13 protein-coding genes, 1 tRNA gene and 1 other RNA gene are annotated in these 14205 nt (G+C 73.1%); 8 read left to right on the plus strand and 7 right to left on the minus strand.

Annotation, left to right across the window (positions count from 1 at the left end):
- Nucleotides 1-368 (plus strand): ROK family protein (locus QJS33_RS29350; protein WP_306371325.1); only part of this gene is annotated, 368 nt, incomplete at its 5' end.
- On the opposite strand, the gene QJS33_RS29355 is transcribed toward QJS33_RS29350, so the two are convergent.
- From QJS33_RS29355 to QJS33_RS29370, 4 genes are all read right to left on the minus strand, one after another.
- Complete coding sequence (locus tag QJS33_RS29355; RefSeq protein ID WP_306371326.1) at nucleotides 345-923, minus strand: PadR family transcriptional regulator; 579 nt, start codon at nucleotides 921-923, stop codon at nucleotides 345-347. The two genes, QJS33_RS29350 and QJS33_RS29355, sit on opposite strands and share 24 nt — an antisense overlap.
- Before the next feature lie 174 nt (nucleotides 924-1097).
- Entirely contained in the window at nucleotides 1098-3113 is a 2016-nt protein-coding gene (locus tag QJS33_RS29360) for an NADPH-dependent 2,4-dienoyl-CoA reductase (RefSeq protein WP_306371327.1), read from the minus strand.
- 116 nt (nucleotides 3114-3229) lie between these two features.
- Entirely contained in the window at nucleotides 3230-4009 is a 780-nt protein-coding gene (locus QJS33_RS29365) for an SGNH/GDSL hydrolase family protein (RefSeq protein WP_306371328.1), read from the minus strand.
- Between the two features lie 58 nt (nucleotides 4010-4067).
- The gene (locus QJS33_RS29370; protein ID WP_306371329.1) at nucleotides 4068-4706 is read right to left on the minus strand and encodes a maleylpyruvate isomerase family mycothiol-dependent enzyme; all 639 of its coding nucleotides are present in this window, start codon (nucleotides 4704-4706) and stop codon (nucleotides 4068-4070) included.
- A gap of 85 nt (nucleotides 4707-4791) precedes the next feature.
- Between QJS33_RS29370 and QJS33_RS29375 the strand changes: the two genes are divergently transcribed.
- Both QJS33_RS29375 and QJS33_RS29380 read left to right on the plus strand, forming a co-directional pair.
- Nucleotides 4792-5235, plus strand: coding sequence for a MarR family winged helix-turn-helix transcriptional regulator (locus tag QJS33_RS29375; RefSeq protein WP_306371330.1), 444 nt, complete (start codon nucleotides 4792-4794; stop codon nucleotides 5233-5235).
- Nucleotides 5236-5494: 259 nt separating this feature from the next.
- On the plus strand, nucleotides 5495-7234 hold the full coding sequence (locus QJS33_RS29380; RefSeq protein ID WP_306371331.1) for a pyruvate dehydrogenase: 1740 nt from the start codon (nucleotides 5495-5497) through the stop codon (nucleotides 7232-7234).
- A 21-nt stretch (nucleotides 7235-7255) separates the two neighbouring features.
- Here the strand turns inward: QJS33_RS29380 and QJS33_RS29385 are convergent, their stop codons facing one another.
- Nucleotides 7256-7696, minus strand: a complete 441-nt coding sequence (locus QJS33_RS29385; protein WP_306371332.1) for an Lrp/AsnC family transcriptional regulator — start codon at nucleotides 7694-7696, stop codon at nucleotides 7256-7258.
- A 104-nt stretch (nucleotides 7697-7800) separates the two neighbouring features.
- Here QJS33_RS29385 and QJS33_RS29390 point away from each other — a divergent pair, with 104 nt between their 5' ends.
- Nucleotides 7801-8727, plus strand: coding sequence for an SMP-30/gluconolactonase/LRE family protein (locus tag QJS33_RS29390; protein WP_306371333.1), 927 nt, complete (start codon nucleotides 7801-7803; stop codon nucleotides 8725-8727).
- 80 nt (nucleotides 8728-8807) lie between these two features.
- Entirely contained in the window at nucleotides 8808-9179 is a 372-nt protein-coding gene (locus tag QJS33_RS29395; RefSeq protein WP_306371334.1) for a DUF1330 domain-containing protein, read from the plus strand.
- Nucleotides 9180-9240: 61 nt separating this feature from the next.
- Here QJS33_RS29395 and QJS33_RS29400 read toward each other — a convergent pair whose 3' ends face one another.
- On the minus strand, nucleotides 9241-10611 hold the full coding sequence (locus QJS33_RS29400) for a PLP-dependent aminotransferase family protein (protein ID WP_306371335.1): 1371 nt from the start codon (nucleotides 10609-10611) through the stop codon (nucleotides 9241-9243).
- Between the two features lie 46 nt (nucleotides 10612-10657).
- On the opposite strand from QJS33_RS29400, the gene QJS33_RS29405 reads away from it, so the two are divergent.
- Nucleotides 10658-11896, plus strand: coding sequence for an aminotransferase class V-fold PLP-dependent enzyme (locus QJS33_RS29405; RefSeq protein ID WP_306371336.1), 1239 nt, complete (start codon nucleotides 10658-10660; stop codon nucleotides 11894-11896).
- A gap of 389 nt (nucleotides 11897-12285) precedes the next feature.
- Here QJS33_RS29405 and QJS33_RS29410 read toward each other — a convergent pair.
- A tRNA-Ser gene (locus QJS33_RS29410) sits at nucleotides 12286-12373 on the minus strand.
- 319 nt (nucleotides 12374-12692) lie between these two features.
- Here QJS33_RS29410 and ffs point away from each other — a divergent pair.
- Both ffs and QJS33_RS29420 read left to right on the plus strand, forming a co-directional pair.
- Nucleotides 12693-12788, plus strand: an RNA gene (gene ffs, locus QJS33_RS29415) — signal recognition particle sRNA small type.
- A gap of 108 nt (nucleotides 12789-12896) precedes the next feature.
- On the plus strand, nucleotides 12897-14205 hold a 1309-nt coding region (locus QJS33_RS29420; protein WP_306371337.1), incomplete at its 3' end, for a DNA polymerase III subunit gamma and tau.

A 14205-nucleotide genomic window follows, 5' to 3' on the forward strand; every position in this document is an offset into this window, starting at 1 on the left:
CGGTGGTCCGGGCGGCCCGGCGCGGTGATCCCGCGGCGCGGGCCCTGCTGGAACGGTCCGCCCGGTACACGGCGGTGGCCGTGCGCACCCTCGTCGGCGTGCTGGACCCGGACCTGGTGGTGCTCACCGGGGCGGGGCAGGCGGTCGCGGGCGCGACCTACCTGCCGGCGGTGCGGCGGGAGCTGGAGACGGCGTTCGGGGGCCGGGCGGGCGCCCCGGTGCGGGTGCGGCTGTCGGAGTTCGCCGACACCGCCCCGGCGATCGGGGCGGCGGCGATGGTGCTCAGCTCCACGCTGACCCCGCTGCGCACCCCCGGGCTGCGGCTGCCCGAGGACCTGTCGGAGTCAGGAGCCGTCCCGGTCGGCTGAGGACGTGGCGGACGGGCCCGGGGCGGACCCGGAGAGCTCCTCCACGGCACGGCTGAGCCAGGAGACCCAGCCCTGCTCCATGTCGATGCCGCCGCGCAGCACCAGCAGCTGGACGCGCTCCTGCTCGGTGCGCGGGCCGTTCGGGTAGTCCCGGCGTTCGAACTCCCGGTACTCCTCCAGCCGGGCGCGGTGCAGGTCGCGGTGGCGGACCAGCTCGGGGAGCAGGTCGCCCAGGCCCACCACCCCGGCGGCGCGCAGGCGCAGCGGCAGCGGGTCCCGGGACACCTTGGGGTCCTCGCGGCGGTTCACCCAGGCGCGCAGTTCCTCGCGCCCCTCGGGCAGGACCTCGTACTCCTTCTTCTGCCCCCGGGTGGGGACCGGTGAGGGCAGGGCGCGGATCAGCCCGGCCTGTTCCAGCTTGCCCAGCTCCCGGTAGATCTGCTGGTGGGTGGCCGACCAGAAGTAGCCGATCGACCGGTCGAACCGCCGGGTCAGCTCGGACCCGGAGGAGGGCTTCTCCAACAGGGCGGTCAGGATGGCGTGGGGCAGGGACATGCGCGCATTCCAGGTTCGGACGGCGGACGCGCGGATGCGCGCCCGCCGCCATGGGCGAGGGTCCCCGCCCCGGGGGGCACCCGGGCCCGGGACCGAAGTCCGTCGGCCGTCAGGCCGTCCGTCGAGGACCTTATCCCCCACGGGCGGGAGGGGCGAAGGGCCGAGGAGATCCGGTCAGAGGGCGGCGGCCAGGCGGGTGCCCTGGTCGATGGCGCGCTTGGCGTCCAGCTCGGCGGCCACGTCGGCGCCGCCGATGAGGTGCGCGGTCACCCCACGCTCGGCCAGCGCCTCCACCAGGTCGCGGCGCGGGTCCTGGCCGGCGCACACGACGACGGTGTCCACCTCCAGCAGCCGCGGCTCGCCGCCGACCACGATGTGCAGGCCCGCGTCGTCGATCCGGGTGTACTCCACCCCGGCGAGCATCTCCACACCCCGGTGGCGCATCTCCAGGCGGTGGATCCACCCGGTGGTCTTGCCCAGCCCCGCGCCGACCTTGCTGGTCTTGCGCTGGAGCAGGTGGACGCGGCGCGGCGGGGCGGGGCGCTCGGGGGCGCACAGGCCGCCGGGGGTGGTGTGGTCGGTGTCCACGCCCCACTGGCGGAAGAACTCGTCCGGGTCCAGGGACGCCTGTTCGCCGCCGTCGGTGAGGAACTCGGCGACGTCGAACCCGATGCCGCCCGCGCCGATGACGGCGACGCGCTCGCCCACCTCGGCGTTCTCGCGCAGCACGTCGACGTAGCCGACGACCTTGGGGTGGTCGATCCCGGGGATCTCGGGGGTGCGCGGGCTGACGCCGGTGGCCAGCACGACCTCGTCGTAGCCGGTCAGGTCGTCGGCGTTCACCTCGGTCTTGAGGCGCACGTCCACGCCGTGTTTGTCGAGCCGCACCCGGAAGTAGCGCAGGGTCTCGTCGAACTCCTCCTTGCCGGGCACCCGGCGGGCCATGTTCAGCTGCCCGCCGATCTCGTCGGCGGCGTCGAACAGGGTGACCTCGTGGCCGCGTTCGGCGGCCGACACCGAGAACGCCAGCCCGGCCGGGCCCGCGCCGACGACGGCGACCCGCTTGCGCAGTCGGGTGGGGGAGAGCACCAGCTCGGTCTCGTTGCAGGCGCGCGGGTTGACCAGGCAGGAGGTGATCTTGAGGCTGAAGGTGTGGTCCAGGCAGGCCTGGTTGCAGCCGATGCAGGTGTTGATCTCCTCGGCGCGCCCGGCGGCGGCCTTGGCCACGAACTCCGGGTCGGCGAGGAAGGGGCGGGCCATGGCGACCATGTCGGCCCGGCCGCCCGCGATGATCTCCTCGGCCACCTCGGGGGTGTTGATGCGGTTGACCGCCACCAGGGGGACGGACACCTCGCCCATGAGCTTCTCGGTCACCCAGCCGTAGGCGCCGCGCGGCACGGAGGTGGCGATGGTGGGGATGCGCGCCTCGTGCCAGCCGATACCGGTGTTGATGATGGTGGCCCCGACCGCCTCGACGGCCTTGGCGAGCCGGACGACCTCGTCGAACGTGGAGCCGCCGGGCACCAGGTCGAGCATGGACAGGCGGTACACGATGATGAAGTCGGCGCCGACCCGCTCGCGGACCCGGCGCACGATCTCGACGGGGAAGCGCATGCGGTTCTCGTAGGGGCCGCCCCACTCGTCGTCCCGCTTGTTGGTGGCGGCGGCGATGAACTGGTTGATGAGGTAGCCCTCGGAGCCCATGATCTCGACGCCGTCGTACCCGGCCTCGCGGGCCAGCGCGGCGGTGTTCGCGAAGTCCTCGATGGTCTGCTCGACCTCGTCGGCGGTGAGCTCGTGCGGGGTGAAGGGGTTGATGGGGGCCTGGATCGCGCTGGGGGCGACGAGGTTCTCGTCGAAGGCGTACCGGCCGGTGTGCAGGATCTGCATGGCGATGCGGCCGCCCTCGCGGTGCACGGCCCCGGTGATGATCCGGTGCTGGGCGACCTCGTCGGCGTTGGTGAGCTTGGCGGCGCCCTTGAAGGTGGTGCCGTGGTCGTTGGGGCCGATGCCGCCGGTGATGATGAGGCCGACGCCGCCGCGGGCGCGCTCGGCGTAGAAGGCGGCCATCCGCTCGAAGCCGCCGGGGTGCTCCTCCAGGCCCAGGTGCATCGAGCCCATGATGACCCGGTTGGGCAGGGTGGTGAAGCCCAGGTCCAGGGGGGCGAGCAGGTGGGGGTAGTCGGTCATCGTGTCTCCTCCGCGCGGGGTGCCTCGCGGGCCGTTGTCCGGACGGCCCGCGATCCATTATGCAACAAGTTGCAAAATGCCTCGCGGGCCGCCCCGGGAGACGGGGCCGACTCCGGTCAGCCCACCTCGACGGGCATCAGCGCGGGGCGCTTGGCGGTGCGGCCGTCCCCGGAGGAGCGCCCGCGCAGCCGCCGCATGACCCAGGGGCCCAGGAACGTGCCCAGCCAGCGGACCTCGTCGGCCACCGTCAACAGGGCGCCCGGCCGGGGCATCGCGGGCAGCGGATCCGCCCAGGAGCCGTCCGCGCCGGGCAGCTCCAGCGCCGAGGCCAGCGCTCCCGCGATCCGGGCGTGCCCCAGCGGGGTGCAGTGCAGCCGGTCGGTCGCCCACAGCCGGCGGTCGGTGGAGATCTCGTGCTTCGCGACGTCCGCGACGACCACGCCGTGCCGGTCGGCCGCCGCCCGGATGCGTTCGTTGAAGTCCAGCACCCGCGGCACCAGGGGGCGCGCCAGCGGGGCCACCCTGGCGATGTCGGGGAAGGTCAGCGTGGCCACCCGGGCGCCCGCCCCGGTCAGGGCGGCGAACATCGCCTCCAGGTCGCCGATGACCGCGTCGGCGTCGTACCCGGACCGGATCACGTCGTTGACGCCGGCGAAGACCGTGGCCACGGTCGGCTCCAGGGCCAGCGCGGGCTCCAGCTGCTCGGCCCGCACCCGTGCGGACAGCCGTCCCCGGATCGCCAGGTTCGCGTACTCCACGCGTGCCCCGGTCGCGGCCATCTTCTCCGCCAGCCGGTCCGCCCAGCCGCGAACACCGAGGACGTCGTCCCCGTCGCCGACGCCCTCGGTGTGGCTGTCGCCGATGGCGACGTAGCGCACCTTGTCTCCAGGGCCCATCCCGGACTCCTCACCTCGTGGTCTGGAGGTATTTTATTCCACAAAGTGATTAGTCGACTTATGTATTAACCGCCCGGATGAGCGTCGCGATCCCGGGGCCCGACAGCCGGTCCAGCATCGCCGGGCGCCCGGTGAGCAGCAGCAGGAACGCGAGCACCGGCCCCTCCACCCGCTCGCCCGAACCGACCTCCCAATCGGTGTCGGTCGCCACCAGGTGCGCCCCGGCCAGCCGCTTGCGCGCGTGGAACGGCCACCCCATCGACCACACCCGGTCCGCCCCGGCCCGGGCCGCGTCCACCGGCGCCGGGTGGTCGATGCCCAGCGGCACGGCGATGTCCTGGGCGTGCACCAGGGTGTCGAACAGGATGTTCTCGTGATCGGTCAACACCACGAGGTCCCGCGAGGCCGCGTACTCGCGCAGCTCGCCCACCAGGTCGGCGCCGGGCCTGCGGGCGTGCCGGATCGACACGTCGCGGACCATCCGGTCGTACGAGCCGCCCGCCCGCACCAGTTCCCCGACCACCCGGGGCAGGGAGGTGAGCCGCGGGGTGAGGGCCACGTGTCCGGCCACGTCGCGGACCCGCCACCCCTCGCACAGGGACCGCGTCTCCCACTGCTCCTCGCCGAGCCCCTCCAGGAGATCGGCGAGGGCGAGCCGCTCCCGCTCGATGACCCGCCAGCTGTCGTCCCGGTCCATCGCGGCCTCCCGGTGGCGCGATATCGGTAAGCTTCTCTTACCGATTAGATCAGAGAAGCTGACGGTATTCCAGGGGGTGGCTCCGATGGCCGACGAAGAGCCCGGGATCAACACGGGGGTGCTGCTCTTCATCCCCTACCGGGAGATGGAGCGCCGCGTCTTCGCCGAACTCGCGTCCCGCGGGTACGACGACATCACCCTCTCCCAGGGGCGGGTGTTCCAACGGGTGGCCGAAGGCGGCAGCCGCCTCACCGATCTCGCCGAGCAGGCCCGCATCACCAAGCAGAGCGCGGGCTTCCTCATCGACCGCCTGGAGGAGGCGGGCTACGTCGAACGCGTCCCCGACCCCACCGACGCCCGCGCCCGCCTGGTCCGCGCCGCCCCGCGCGGGCGGCGCGTCATCGCCGAGGCCGCCGAGATCGTCGCCGGGATCGAGGCGGAGTGGGCCGCCCACCTCGGTGACCGCGACATGGCCGACCTCCGCCGCATCCTCCTCCGCCTCCGTGAGATCACCGACCCCTACGCCTGATGGGAGATAAGCCGGATCGGTAGGGCTCGGTCCCACAGCCGCCGACAGGTGAGCACTTCCGTCGCCGGAACCGCTGAGTTCCGGGGGCCGGACCGTGCCCCTGCCGGTCGGCCGGAAGGCCGGACCGCTGATGGGGTGGCGTGCCCGCCCCTTCGCGGGGCGTGGCGGTGCGGGGCATCGGCGGGACGCGCTCCTAGCGTGGAGCGCGGGGCGCCGCGACGGTGTCCTCGCACCGTCGCCGCGCTCCGGGGGAACCGCCATGGCCAAGAACACCGTCGCCGAACAGCTCGTCCGGACGCTGGCCGCCGCCGGGGTGACCCGGATCTACGGCGTGGTCGGCGACAGCCTCAACCCCGTGGTCGACGCCGTGCACAGGGTCGACGGCATCGACTGGATCCACGTCCGCAACGAGGAGGCCGCGGCCTTCGCCGCGGCCGCCCAGGCGCAGATCGACGGCGGACCGGCGGTGTGCGCGGGCTCCTGCGGTCCCGGCAACACCCACCTGGTCCAGGGCCTCTACGACGCCCAGCGCAGCGGGGTGCCCGTGCTGGCGCTGGCCTCCCACATCCCCTCCCGGCAGATCGGCACCGGCTTCTTCCAGGAGACCCACCCCGAGCGGTTGTTCGGCGATGTCACGGAGTTCCGCGAGCTCGTCTCCCACCCCGCCCAGATGCCCCGGCTGGCCCGCATCGCGATCCAGCACGCCCTGGGCACCCCCGGCGTCGCCGTGCTGGTCCTGCCCGGCGACGTGGCCGGGCGCAAGGCCGTCGGCGGCGCCGACACCACCCCGCCGGTACCCGTGCGCGCCACCGCCCGGCCCGCCGAGGACGACGTCCGGGAACTGGCCAAGCGGATCAACGCCGCCGGGAGGGTCGCCCTCTTCTGCGGCGCCGGGGTGCGCGGCGCCCACAGCGAGGTCATGACCCTGGCCGGGCGGGTGAACGCCCCCGTCGGGCACACCCTGCGCGGCAAGGAGTGGATCCAGTACGACAACCCTTACGACGTCGGCATGGTCGGCCTGCTCGGCTACGGCGCCTGCCATGAGGCGCTGCACGACGCCGACCTGGTGCTGCTGCTGGGCTGCGACTTCCCCTACGACGACTTCCTGCCCGAGGAGAACGTCGTCCAGATCGATCGCGACCCCCGCCGCCTGGGCCGCCGGGTGCCGCTCGCGCTGGGTGTGCACGGCGACGTGGCCGCCACCCTGCGTTCGGTGCTGCCGATGGTCGGCGACAAGTCCGACACCCGCTTCCTGCACGACATGCTGCGCCGCCACGAACGGGCCCTGACCAAGGTGGTGGAGGCCTACACCGGGAACATCGCCGACCACACCCCGATCCACCCGGAGTACGTGGCGCGCGTCCTGGACGAGGTCGCCCCCGACGACGCGGTGTTCACCGTCGACACCGGCATGAACAACGTGTGGGCCGCCCGCTACCTCACCCCGAACGGGCGCCGCCGGGTCATCGGCTCGTTCTCGCACGGCACCATGGCCAATGCCCTGCCGCACGCGATCGGCGCCGCCTACGCCGCGCCGGGCCGCAAGGTGGTGTCCCTGTCCGGGGACGGCGGGCTGAGCATGCTGCTGGGCGAGCTGATCACCGTCCACCAGCACGGGCTGCCGGTGGCCACCGTGGTCTTCAACAACTCGTCGCTCGGCATGGTGCGGCTGGAGATGATGGTGGAGGGCCTGCCCGCGTTCCAGACCGACCACCCGCCGGTGGACTACGCGGCGATCGCCGGGGCGATCGGGATGCGCGCCCTGCGGGTCACCCGTCCCGGCGAGGTCCGCGACGCCCTGCGCGAGGCGGTCGAGGCCGCCGAGCCCGTTCTGGTGGACGTGGTCACCGACCCCAACGCGCTGTCCATCCCGTCGCGGGTCAGCGCCGACCAGATCGCCGGGTTCGCCCTGTCCGCGGGCCGGACGGTGCTCCGGGGCGGGGTGGGCTCCATGATCGACCTGGCCCGCTCCAACCTGCGCAACATCCCCCGCCCCTGAGCGGGGTCGGGGGACGCCCCGTCAGTCGGCCGCGGACACGGGGCGTTCGAAGAACGTCTCCAGCACGACCGTGGCCTGCGTCCCCGACACCCCGTCCACCTCGTACAGGCGGCGCAGCACGTCCTGGAGGCCTTCCGTGGTGGCGGTGCGCACCTTCAGCAGCAGGGTCGCACTGCCCGCGATGACGTGCGCCTCCTGGACCTCGGGCAGCGCGGCCAGCGCCTCGCCGGAGCCGCCCATCCAGGTCTTCGACTCCACCATCACGAACGCCAGCACTCCCCGGCCCAGTGCGGCCGGGTCGACCTCCACGGTGGTGCGCCGGACGATCCCGCGCGCCCGCAGCTTGCGCACCCGCTCGTGGGTCGCCCCCGCGGACAGGCCCACGATCTCGCCCAGGGCGGCGTAGGAGCGCCCGGCGTCCTCCTGGAGCAGGGCCACGAGCCTGCGGTCGATCTCGTCCACCGATCCACGTCCTCTCATCTGCGCACTTGTGATGACAGAAAATTCTACGGTATTCATGTCACTGTGCAGGATTTCATTCGGTCAATAGCGATCAGGGAGAGATGATGTCCTCTGTCGATGGTATCTACGAGGTCCTGGACGACCGCTTCCGCACCGGGCGCTGCGCCAACGGGGACTCCCGCCTGAGGCTCCTCTACGACGACTGCCGCTGGGCCGAGGGGCCCCTCTACCTCCCGGCCTGGGGGCAGCTCGTCTTCAGCGACATCCCCAACGACCGCATCCTGCGCTGGGACGAGCGCACCGGGGCCGTCGGCCTCCTGCGCTCCCCGGCCGGGCACGTCAACGGCAACACCCTGGACCGCGAGGGCCGCCTCGTCGGCTGCGAGCAGGGCGGGCGCCGGGTGGTCCGGACCGAACACGACGGCACCGTCACGGTCCTCGCCGACCGGTACCGGGGCAGGAGGTTCAACAGTCCCAACGACGCGGTCGTGCGCTCCGACGGCTCGGTCTGGTTCTCCGACCCCGACTTCGGCATCACCAGCGACTACGAGGGCCACCGCGCCGAGAGCGAGATCGGCGCCTGCAACGTGTACCGGATCGACCCCGGCACCGGGGAGGTCGGCCTCGCCGCCGACGGTTTCGAGGGGCCCAACGGCCTGGTCTTCTCGGCCGACGAGGAGCGGCTCTACGTGTCGGACACCCGCGCCGGCCACATCCGCGCCTTCGACGTCCGCGACGACGGGACGCTCGCCGGCGACCGGGTCTTCGCCGAGGTCCCCGAGGGGTACGGGCGGTTCGACAACATCCGGTTCGACGACGGCGGTCGGCTGTGGGCGGCTGCCATGGACGGCGGGGTGCACTGCTACGACCCGGACGGCACCCTCATCGGGCGGATCCTCGTGCCCGAGCCGGTCTCCAACATCGCGTTCGGCGGGGTCAGGAACAACATCATGTTCATCACCGCCACCACCGGCCTGTACTCCCTGATGCTCTCGGTCACCGGTGCCCGCCGGATCCACCGGACGCCCTGAGCGGCCGGAGCGCACCACATACCGACCAGTCGGTTACCGTGGGGGTGCAAAGTGATCCGAACCCCGAAAAGGAGCCCCCCATGGCCGTCGACCCCTCCGGAGCCGATCTCGCGAACCTGGTGGACCAGGAACCGGACGGCCCCTTCGTCATGCTGAACCTGCTGCGCTTCGCCCCGGGCGGATACGCGCTCTACCAGGAGTACTCCCGGGCCGCCGCACGCTTCCTGGCGGAGTACGGGGGCGAACTCCTCTACGCGGGCGACGGTGGGACGCCCCTGGTCGCGGAGGAGGGTCAGGACTGGGACGCGGTGCTGCTCGTCCGCTACCCGAGCCGGGAGGCGTTCGGCCGCATGGTCGCCGACCCGGGGTACCAGGAGATCACCTCCCTGCGCTCCCGCGCCCTGGCGGAGGCGGTCCTCCAGCCCACGACCCCCTGGGGCGGCGGCCGCTGAGGCGTGCTCGGCGGATCATCGCGGGTCGCGGCCGCTCCCCGAGGGGAGGGGGCACGAATCCTCACTCCCGCCCGGGGGAGAGGTCCGCGAGCGCGGTCCCCAGTCGGCGCGCACCCTCGGCCAGCTCGGCGGGGCCGGCCGCCGCGGCGAAGCCGATCCGCAGATGGGCCGCCGGCGGCTCGGCGGCGAAGTAGCGGCCGCCGGCGCTCACCACCACACCGTTGCGGCGCGCGGCCCCGGTCAGCACGGCGTCGTCCACACCGGTCGGCAGGCGGACCCACAGGTGCAGCCCGCCCGCGGGAACCGAGAAGACCACGCCGGGGACCTCCCGGGTGACCGCGGCGGCCAGCACGGCGCACCGCTCCCGAAGGGCCGTGCCCAGCGCCCGCACGTGCCGGTCCCAGGACGGGGAGCCCAGCACCTCCAGCGCGGCCTCCTGGAGCGGTCGGGTGACGAAGAAGTCGTCGACCAGGCGCACCGCCCTCATGCGCTCCATCACCGGCCCGCGGGCCGCCAGCGCCCCGATCCGCAGGCTCGGCGCCGCCGGCTTGGTCAGCGAGGTCACGTACACGACCGTGCCGTCGCGGTCGTCGTCCACCAGCGGCCGCGGCACCGGTCCGCCGTGCCCCAGGTACCGCGCGAAATCGTCCTCGATCACGAACGCGCCCGCGGCGCGCGCCACGTCGAGGACCTGCCGGCGGCGTTCGGGCGCCAGCACCGCGCCCGTCGGATTCTGGAAGGTCGGCTGGCAGTACAGCAGCCGCGCGCCGGTCATCGCGAACGCGTCGGCCAGCAGGTCCGGCCGCACCCCGTCACCGTCGATCGGCACCGGTACCGGCCGCAGGCCCGCCGCGCGGGCCGCGGCCAGGGCCCGGGGGTAGGTGGGTGACTCCACCAGGACCGGGCTGCCGGCTCCGGCGACGGCCCGGAACGCGATCGACAGCGCGCTCTGCCCGCCCGCCGTGACGAGCACGTCCTCCGGAGCCGCCCCGCCGCCGATCATGTGGGCGAACGCGGCGCGCAGTGCCGTCAGGCCGCCTGCCGGGGCGCGGTCCCAGGCGTCGGGGCGGCGCGCCGCCCGGGCCAGCGCCGCGCTCAGCGCCCGGGTGGGCTGGAGCGAGCGGTGCACGTAACCGCCGTCCATGGAGATCGCCCCGGGCGGCGGCGGCCCGAGCGGATCGGCGATGAGACGGGTGTCGACGGCGCGGTCGGTGAGCGCGACCGTCTGCCAGGACGTGTCGACGGCCGCTTCCCCGTCGGGCCGCGAGCGCCGCTCCGCCACGTACGTTCCGCTGCCCGGGCGGGTGACCACAGCGCCCTCGGCGGCCAGCGCGGCGATGGCCCGCGCCACGGTCGCGGGGCCGACCCGGTACCTCTTGACCAGCTCCCGACTGCTCGGCAGCCGGTCACCGGGCGCGAGACCGGAGAGCATCGCTCGGAGGCTTTCAGCCAACTCGCCGGAAGTGCTACCGTTATTCATGAGAGATAACAATAGCGCTTCTATCCCCACGCCGGAAGCACTTCGGCTGGACGTCGCCGCCCTGCGGGCCGACACCCCGGGGTGCGAACGGGTCGTCCACTTCAACAACGCGGGCTGCGGCCTGCTGGCGACCCCGGTCCTGGACGCGATGGTCGACCACCTGAACCTCGAAGCGCGGATCGGCGGCTACGAGGCGTCGGCCGCCCGGGCCGACGCGGTCCGCGGGTTCTACACGGAGATCGCCGCCCTCATCAACACCCGGCCCGACAACATCGCGTTCGCGGGCAGCGCCACCCACGCCTACGCCAACGCCCTGTCGTCGATCCCGTTCGAGGCGGGCGACGTCATCCTCACCACCCGCGACGACTTCATCTCCAACCAGATCGCCTTCCTGTCCCTGCGCAAGCGGTTCGGCGTGAGCGTCGTCCACGCACCCGACGCGCCCGGGGGCGGGGTCGACGTGGAGGCGATGGCCGAACTGATGCGGATCCACCGACCGCGCCTGGTGTCCGCCACCCACGTCCCCACCAACTCGGGGCTGGTCTCGCCGGTCGCCGAGATCGGCCGCCACTGCCGCGAGCTGGACCTGCTGTACCTGGTCGACGCCTGCCAGTCGGTGGGCCAGCTCACCATCGACGTCGAGGAGATCGGCTGCGACCTGCTCACCGCCACCTGCCGCAAGTTCCTCCGCGGCCCGCGCGGCTCCGGCTTCCTGTACGTCTCCGACCGCGTCCTGAACGCGGGCTACGAGCCGCTGTTCATCGACATGCACGGCGCCCGCTGGACCGAGCCGGGCGCCTACGAGCCCGTCGCGACGGCGGCCCGGTTCGAGGAGTGGGAGTTCCCCTATGCCACGGTGCTCGGCAGCGCCGCCGCGGTGCGCTACGCCCGTGAGATCGGCATCGGGGCCATCGAGCGGCGGACCCCGGCGCTCGCGGCCCGGCTGCGCGACCGGCTCGAACCCCTGCCCGGGGTGCGCGTCCTCGACCGCGGCCCGCGCCTGGCCGCCCTCGTCACCTTCGAGGTGCAGGGCTGGGAGGCGCAGCCGTTCAAGGAGGCCGTGGACGCCCGCGGCGTCAACTCGGCGCTGAGCTTCCGCGAGTTCGCGCAGTTCGACTTCGGGGACAAGGACGTCGAGTGGTGCCTGCGCCTGTCGCCGCACTACTACAACACCGAAGAGGAGGTGGACCTCGTCGCCGACGCGGTCGCGGACCTCGTCGCCGGCGGTTCCCGTTGACCGCCGCACCGGACGCTCTCCGCGGAACCGTCCCGGGAGGGCCTCCGGCACGACGGCGGCCTCCTCGGGTGCCGGTTCGGCGGGACGCTCTCACCGCCGGGCGCCCGGGTCACGAACCTCGCTCCGCCGCTGACCGCGATCCCCGCCGTCGACGCCACTGACGAGCAGGTCGGTGCCCTGCGGTTCCTCCGACCCGTTCCCTGCCCCGCCTCGCCCCGGTCTTCGGGGTGTGAGCGGACCGGGCCCGGCGGCGGATCACGCTCGGCACCGACCCCGCCCGGATGGTTCTGAGAGCGGCCCGCCGCCGACTGAGACTAGAACTGAGACCACGAACGACGAAGGCCCCGACCGGTGTCCGGTCGGGGCCTCTCATCTGCCCTGGTGGGCGGTGGCGGAGGATAGGGGATTCGAACCCCTGAGGCGTTGCCACCAACACGCTTTCCAAGCGTGCGCCCTAGGCCACTAGGCGAATCCTCCGCGAACAACTCTACAGGTTGTCGGGGTGTGCTTCGAACGGGTTTCTCCGGACCGGTCGGCCGTGGCCGGAGCGGACCCCGGAGACGGCGTTGTCGCGGAACGCGTCGACGAACAGCGCCGGGTCGTTCTCCCAGGCGAGAGGCCCTCCACCGGGAACGTGTACGCGGGCGGCCCCGCCGAGCCGATGCCGGACCCGCCGCCGTCCAGCACGTCCTTGGCCTCGTAGCCGATGGAGCCGTGCCGGTGCCCGTCGCGGGGCCGTACGGCGGCCGGGCCCTGCCGGTTGCCCGAGCACCCCGGTGTTCGGATAGACTTCGGGGCAGACCCCTCGTGCGGCGTCATCCCATGAACCTCCCCAGGGCCGGAAGGCAGCAAGGATAAGTGGGCTCTGGCGGGTGCGCGGGGGGTCCTTTCTGTTTTCTCCGGCCCGGTCCACCCCCGGTTTCTCCCCGGAACCGGCGCGAGCTGTCGGTGCTCGCGGGTTGAATGGACCCGTGGCAGGGACCAGGGGAGTGATCACGCCGTGAGCATCGCGCTGTACCGCAAGTACCGTCCCGCGACGTTCGCCGAGGTGCGCGGACAGGAGCACGTGACCGAACCGCTGCGCCAGGCGCTGCGCAGCGGCCGCATCAACCACGCGTACCTGTTCAGCGGCCCCCGGGGCTGCGGCAAGACCACCAGCGCGCGCATCCTGGCCCGTTCCCTCAACTGCGCCCAGGGTCCCACCCCGGACCCGTGCGGCGAGTGCGACTCCTGTGTGGCGCTGGCCCCCGACGGCGGTGGCAGCATCGATGTCATCGAGATCGACGCGGCCTCCCACGGCGGTGTGGACGACGCTCGCGACCTGCGCGAACGCGCGTTCTTCGCGCCGGTCAACTCGCGCTACAAGGTGTACATCATCGACGAGGCGCACATGGTGACCCGCGAGGGTTTCAACGCGCTGCTGAAACTGGTGGAGGAGCCTCCGCCGCACCTGAAGTTCGTGTTCGCGACCACCGAGCCGGAGAAGGTCATCGGCACGATCCGGTCGCGCACCCACCACTACCCGTTCCGGCTGATCCCGCCGAGCACCCTCCGGGAGCTCATGGAGGACCTGCTGGAACAGGAGAAGGTGTCCTACGACCCGGCGGCGCTGCCGCTGGTGGTGCGGGCGGGCGCGGGTTCGGCCCGCGACACCCTGTCGGTGCTGGACCAGCTCATCGCGGGCTCGGACGACCAGGGCATCACCCGGGAGGGCGCGGTGTCCCTGCTGGGGTACACCGATTCCAGCCTGCTGGGCGAGATGGTGGACGCGCTGGGCGCGCGCGACGGCGCCGCGGTGTTCTCCCTGATCGACCGGATGGTGGAGGGCGGCCACGACCCGCGGCGGTTCGCCGCGGACCTGCTGGAGCGGTTCCGCGACCTGGTGGTGCTGGCCGCGGTTCCCGACGCCCTGGACAAGGGCCTGGTGAACGTGGCCGCCGAGGCCGCCGACCAGATGAAGGCGCAGGCGACCAGGCTGGGTCCGGCCGAGCTGACCCGCGGTGCGGACATCCTCAACCAGGGTCTGACGGAGATGCGCGGGGCGACGGCGCCCCGGCTGGTGCTGGAGCTGATGTGCTCGCGCATCCTGCTGCCGTCGGCCGACGGCGACCAGGGCGCGCTGCTGGCCCGGCTGGAGCAGATGGAACGGCGGATCGCCGCCGGACCGGTGGCCCCGGCCGCCCCCGTCGCACCCGTCCAGGCATCGCCGCAGCCCGCCCCCGCCGCACCTGCGGCCCCGGCACAGCCGCAGCCCCAGCGGCCACAACCGCAGCCCGCACCGCAGGAGCAACGGCCGTCGCCGCAGGCAC

It is taken from the genome of Nocardiopsis sp. CC223A (assembly GCF_030766825.1).
Taxonomy (GTDB): domain Bacteria; phylum Actinomycetota; class Actinomycetes; order Streptosporangiales; family Streptosporangiaceae; genus Nocardiopsis.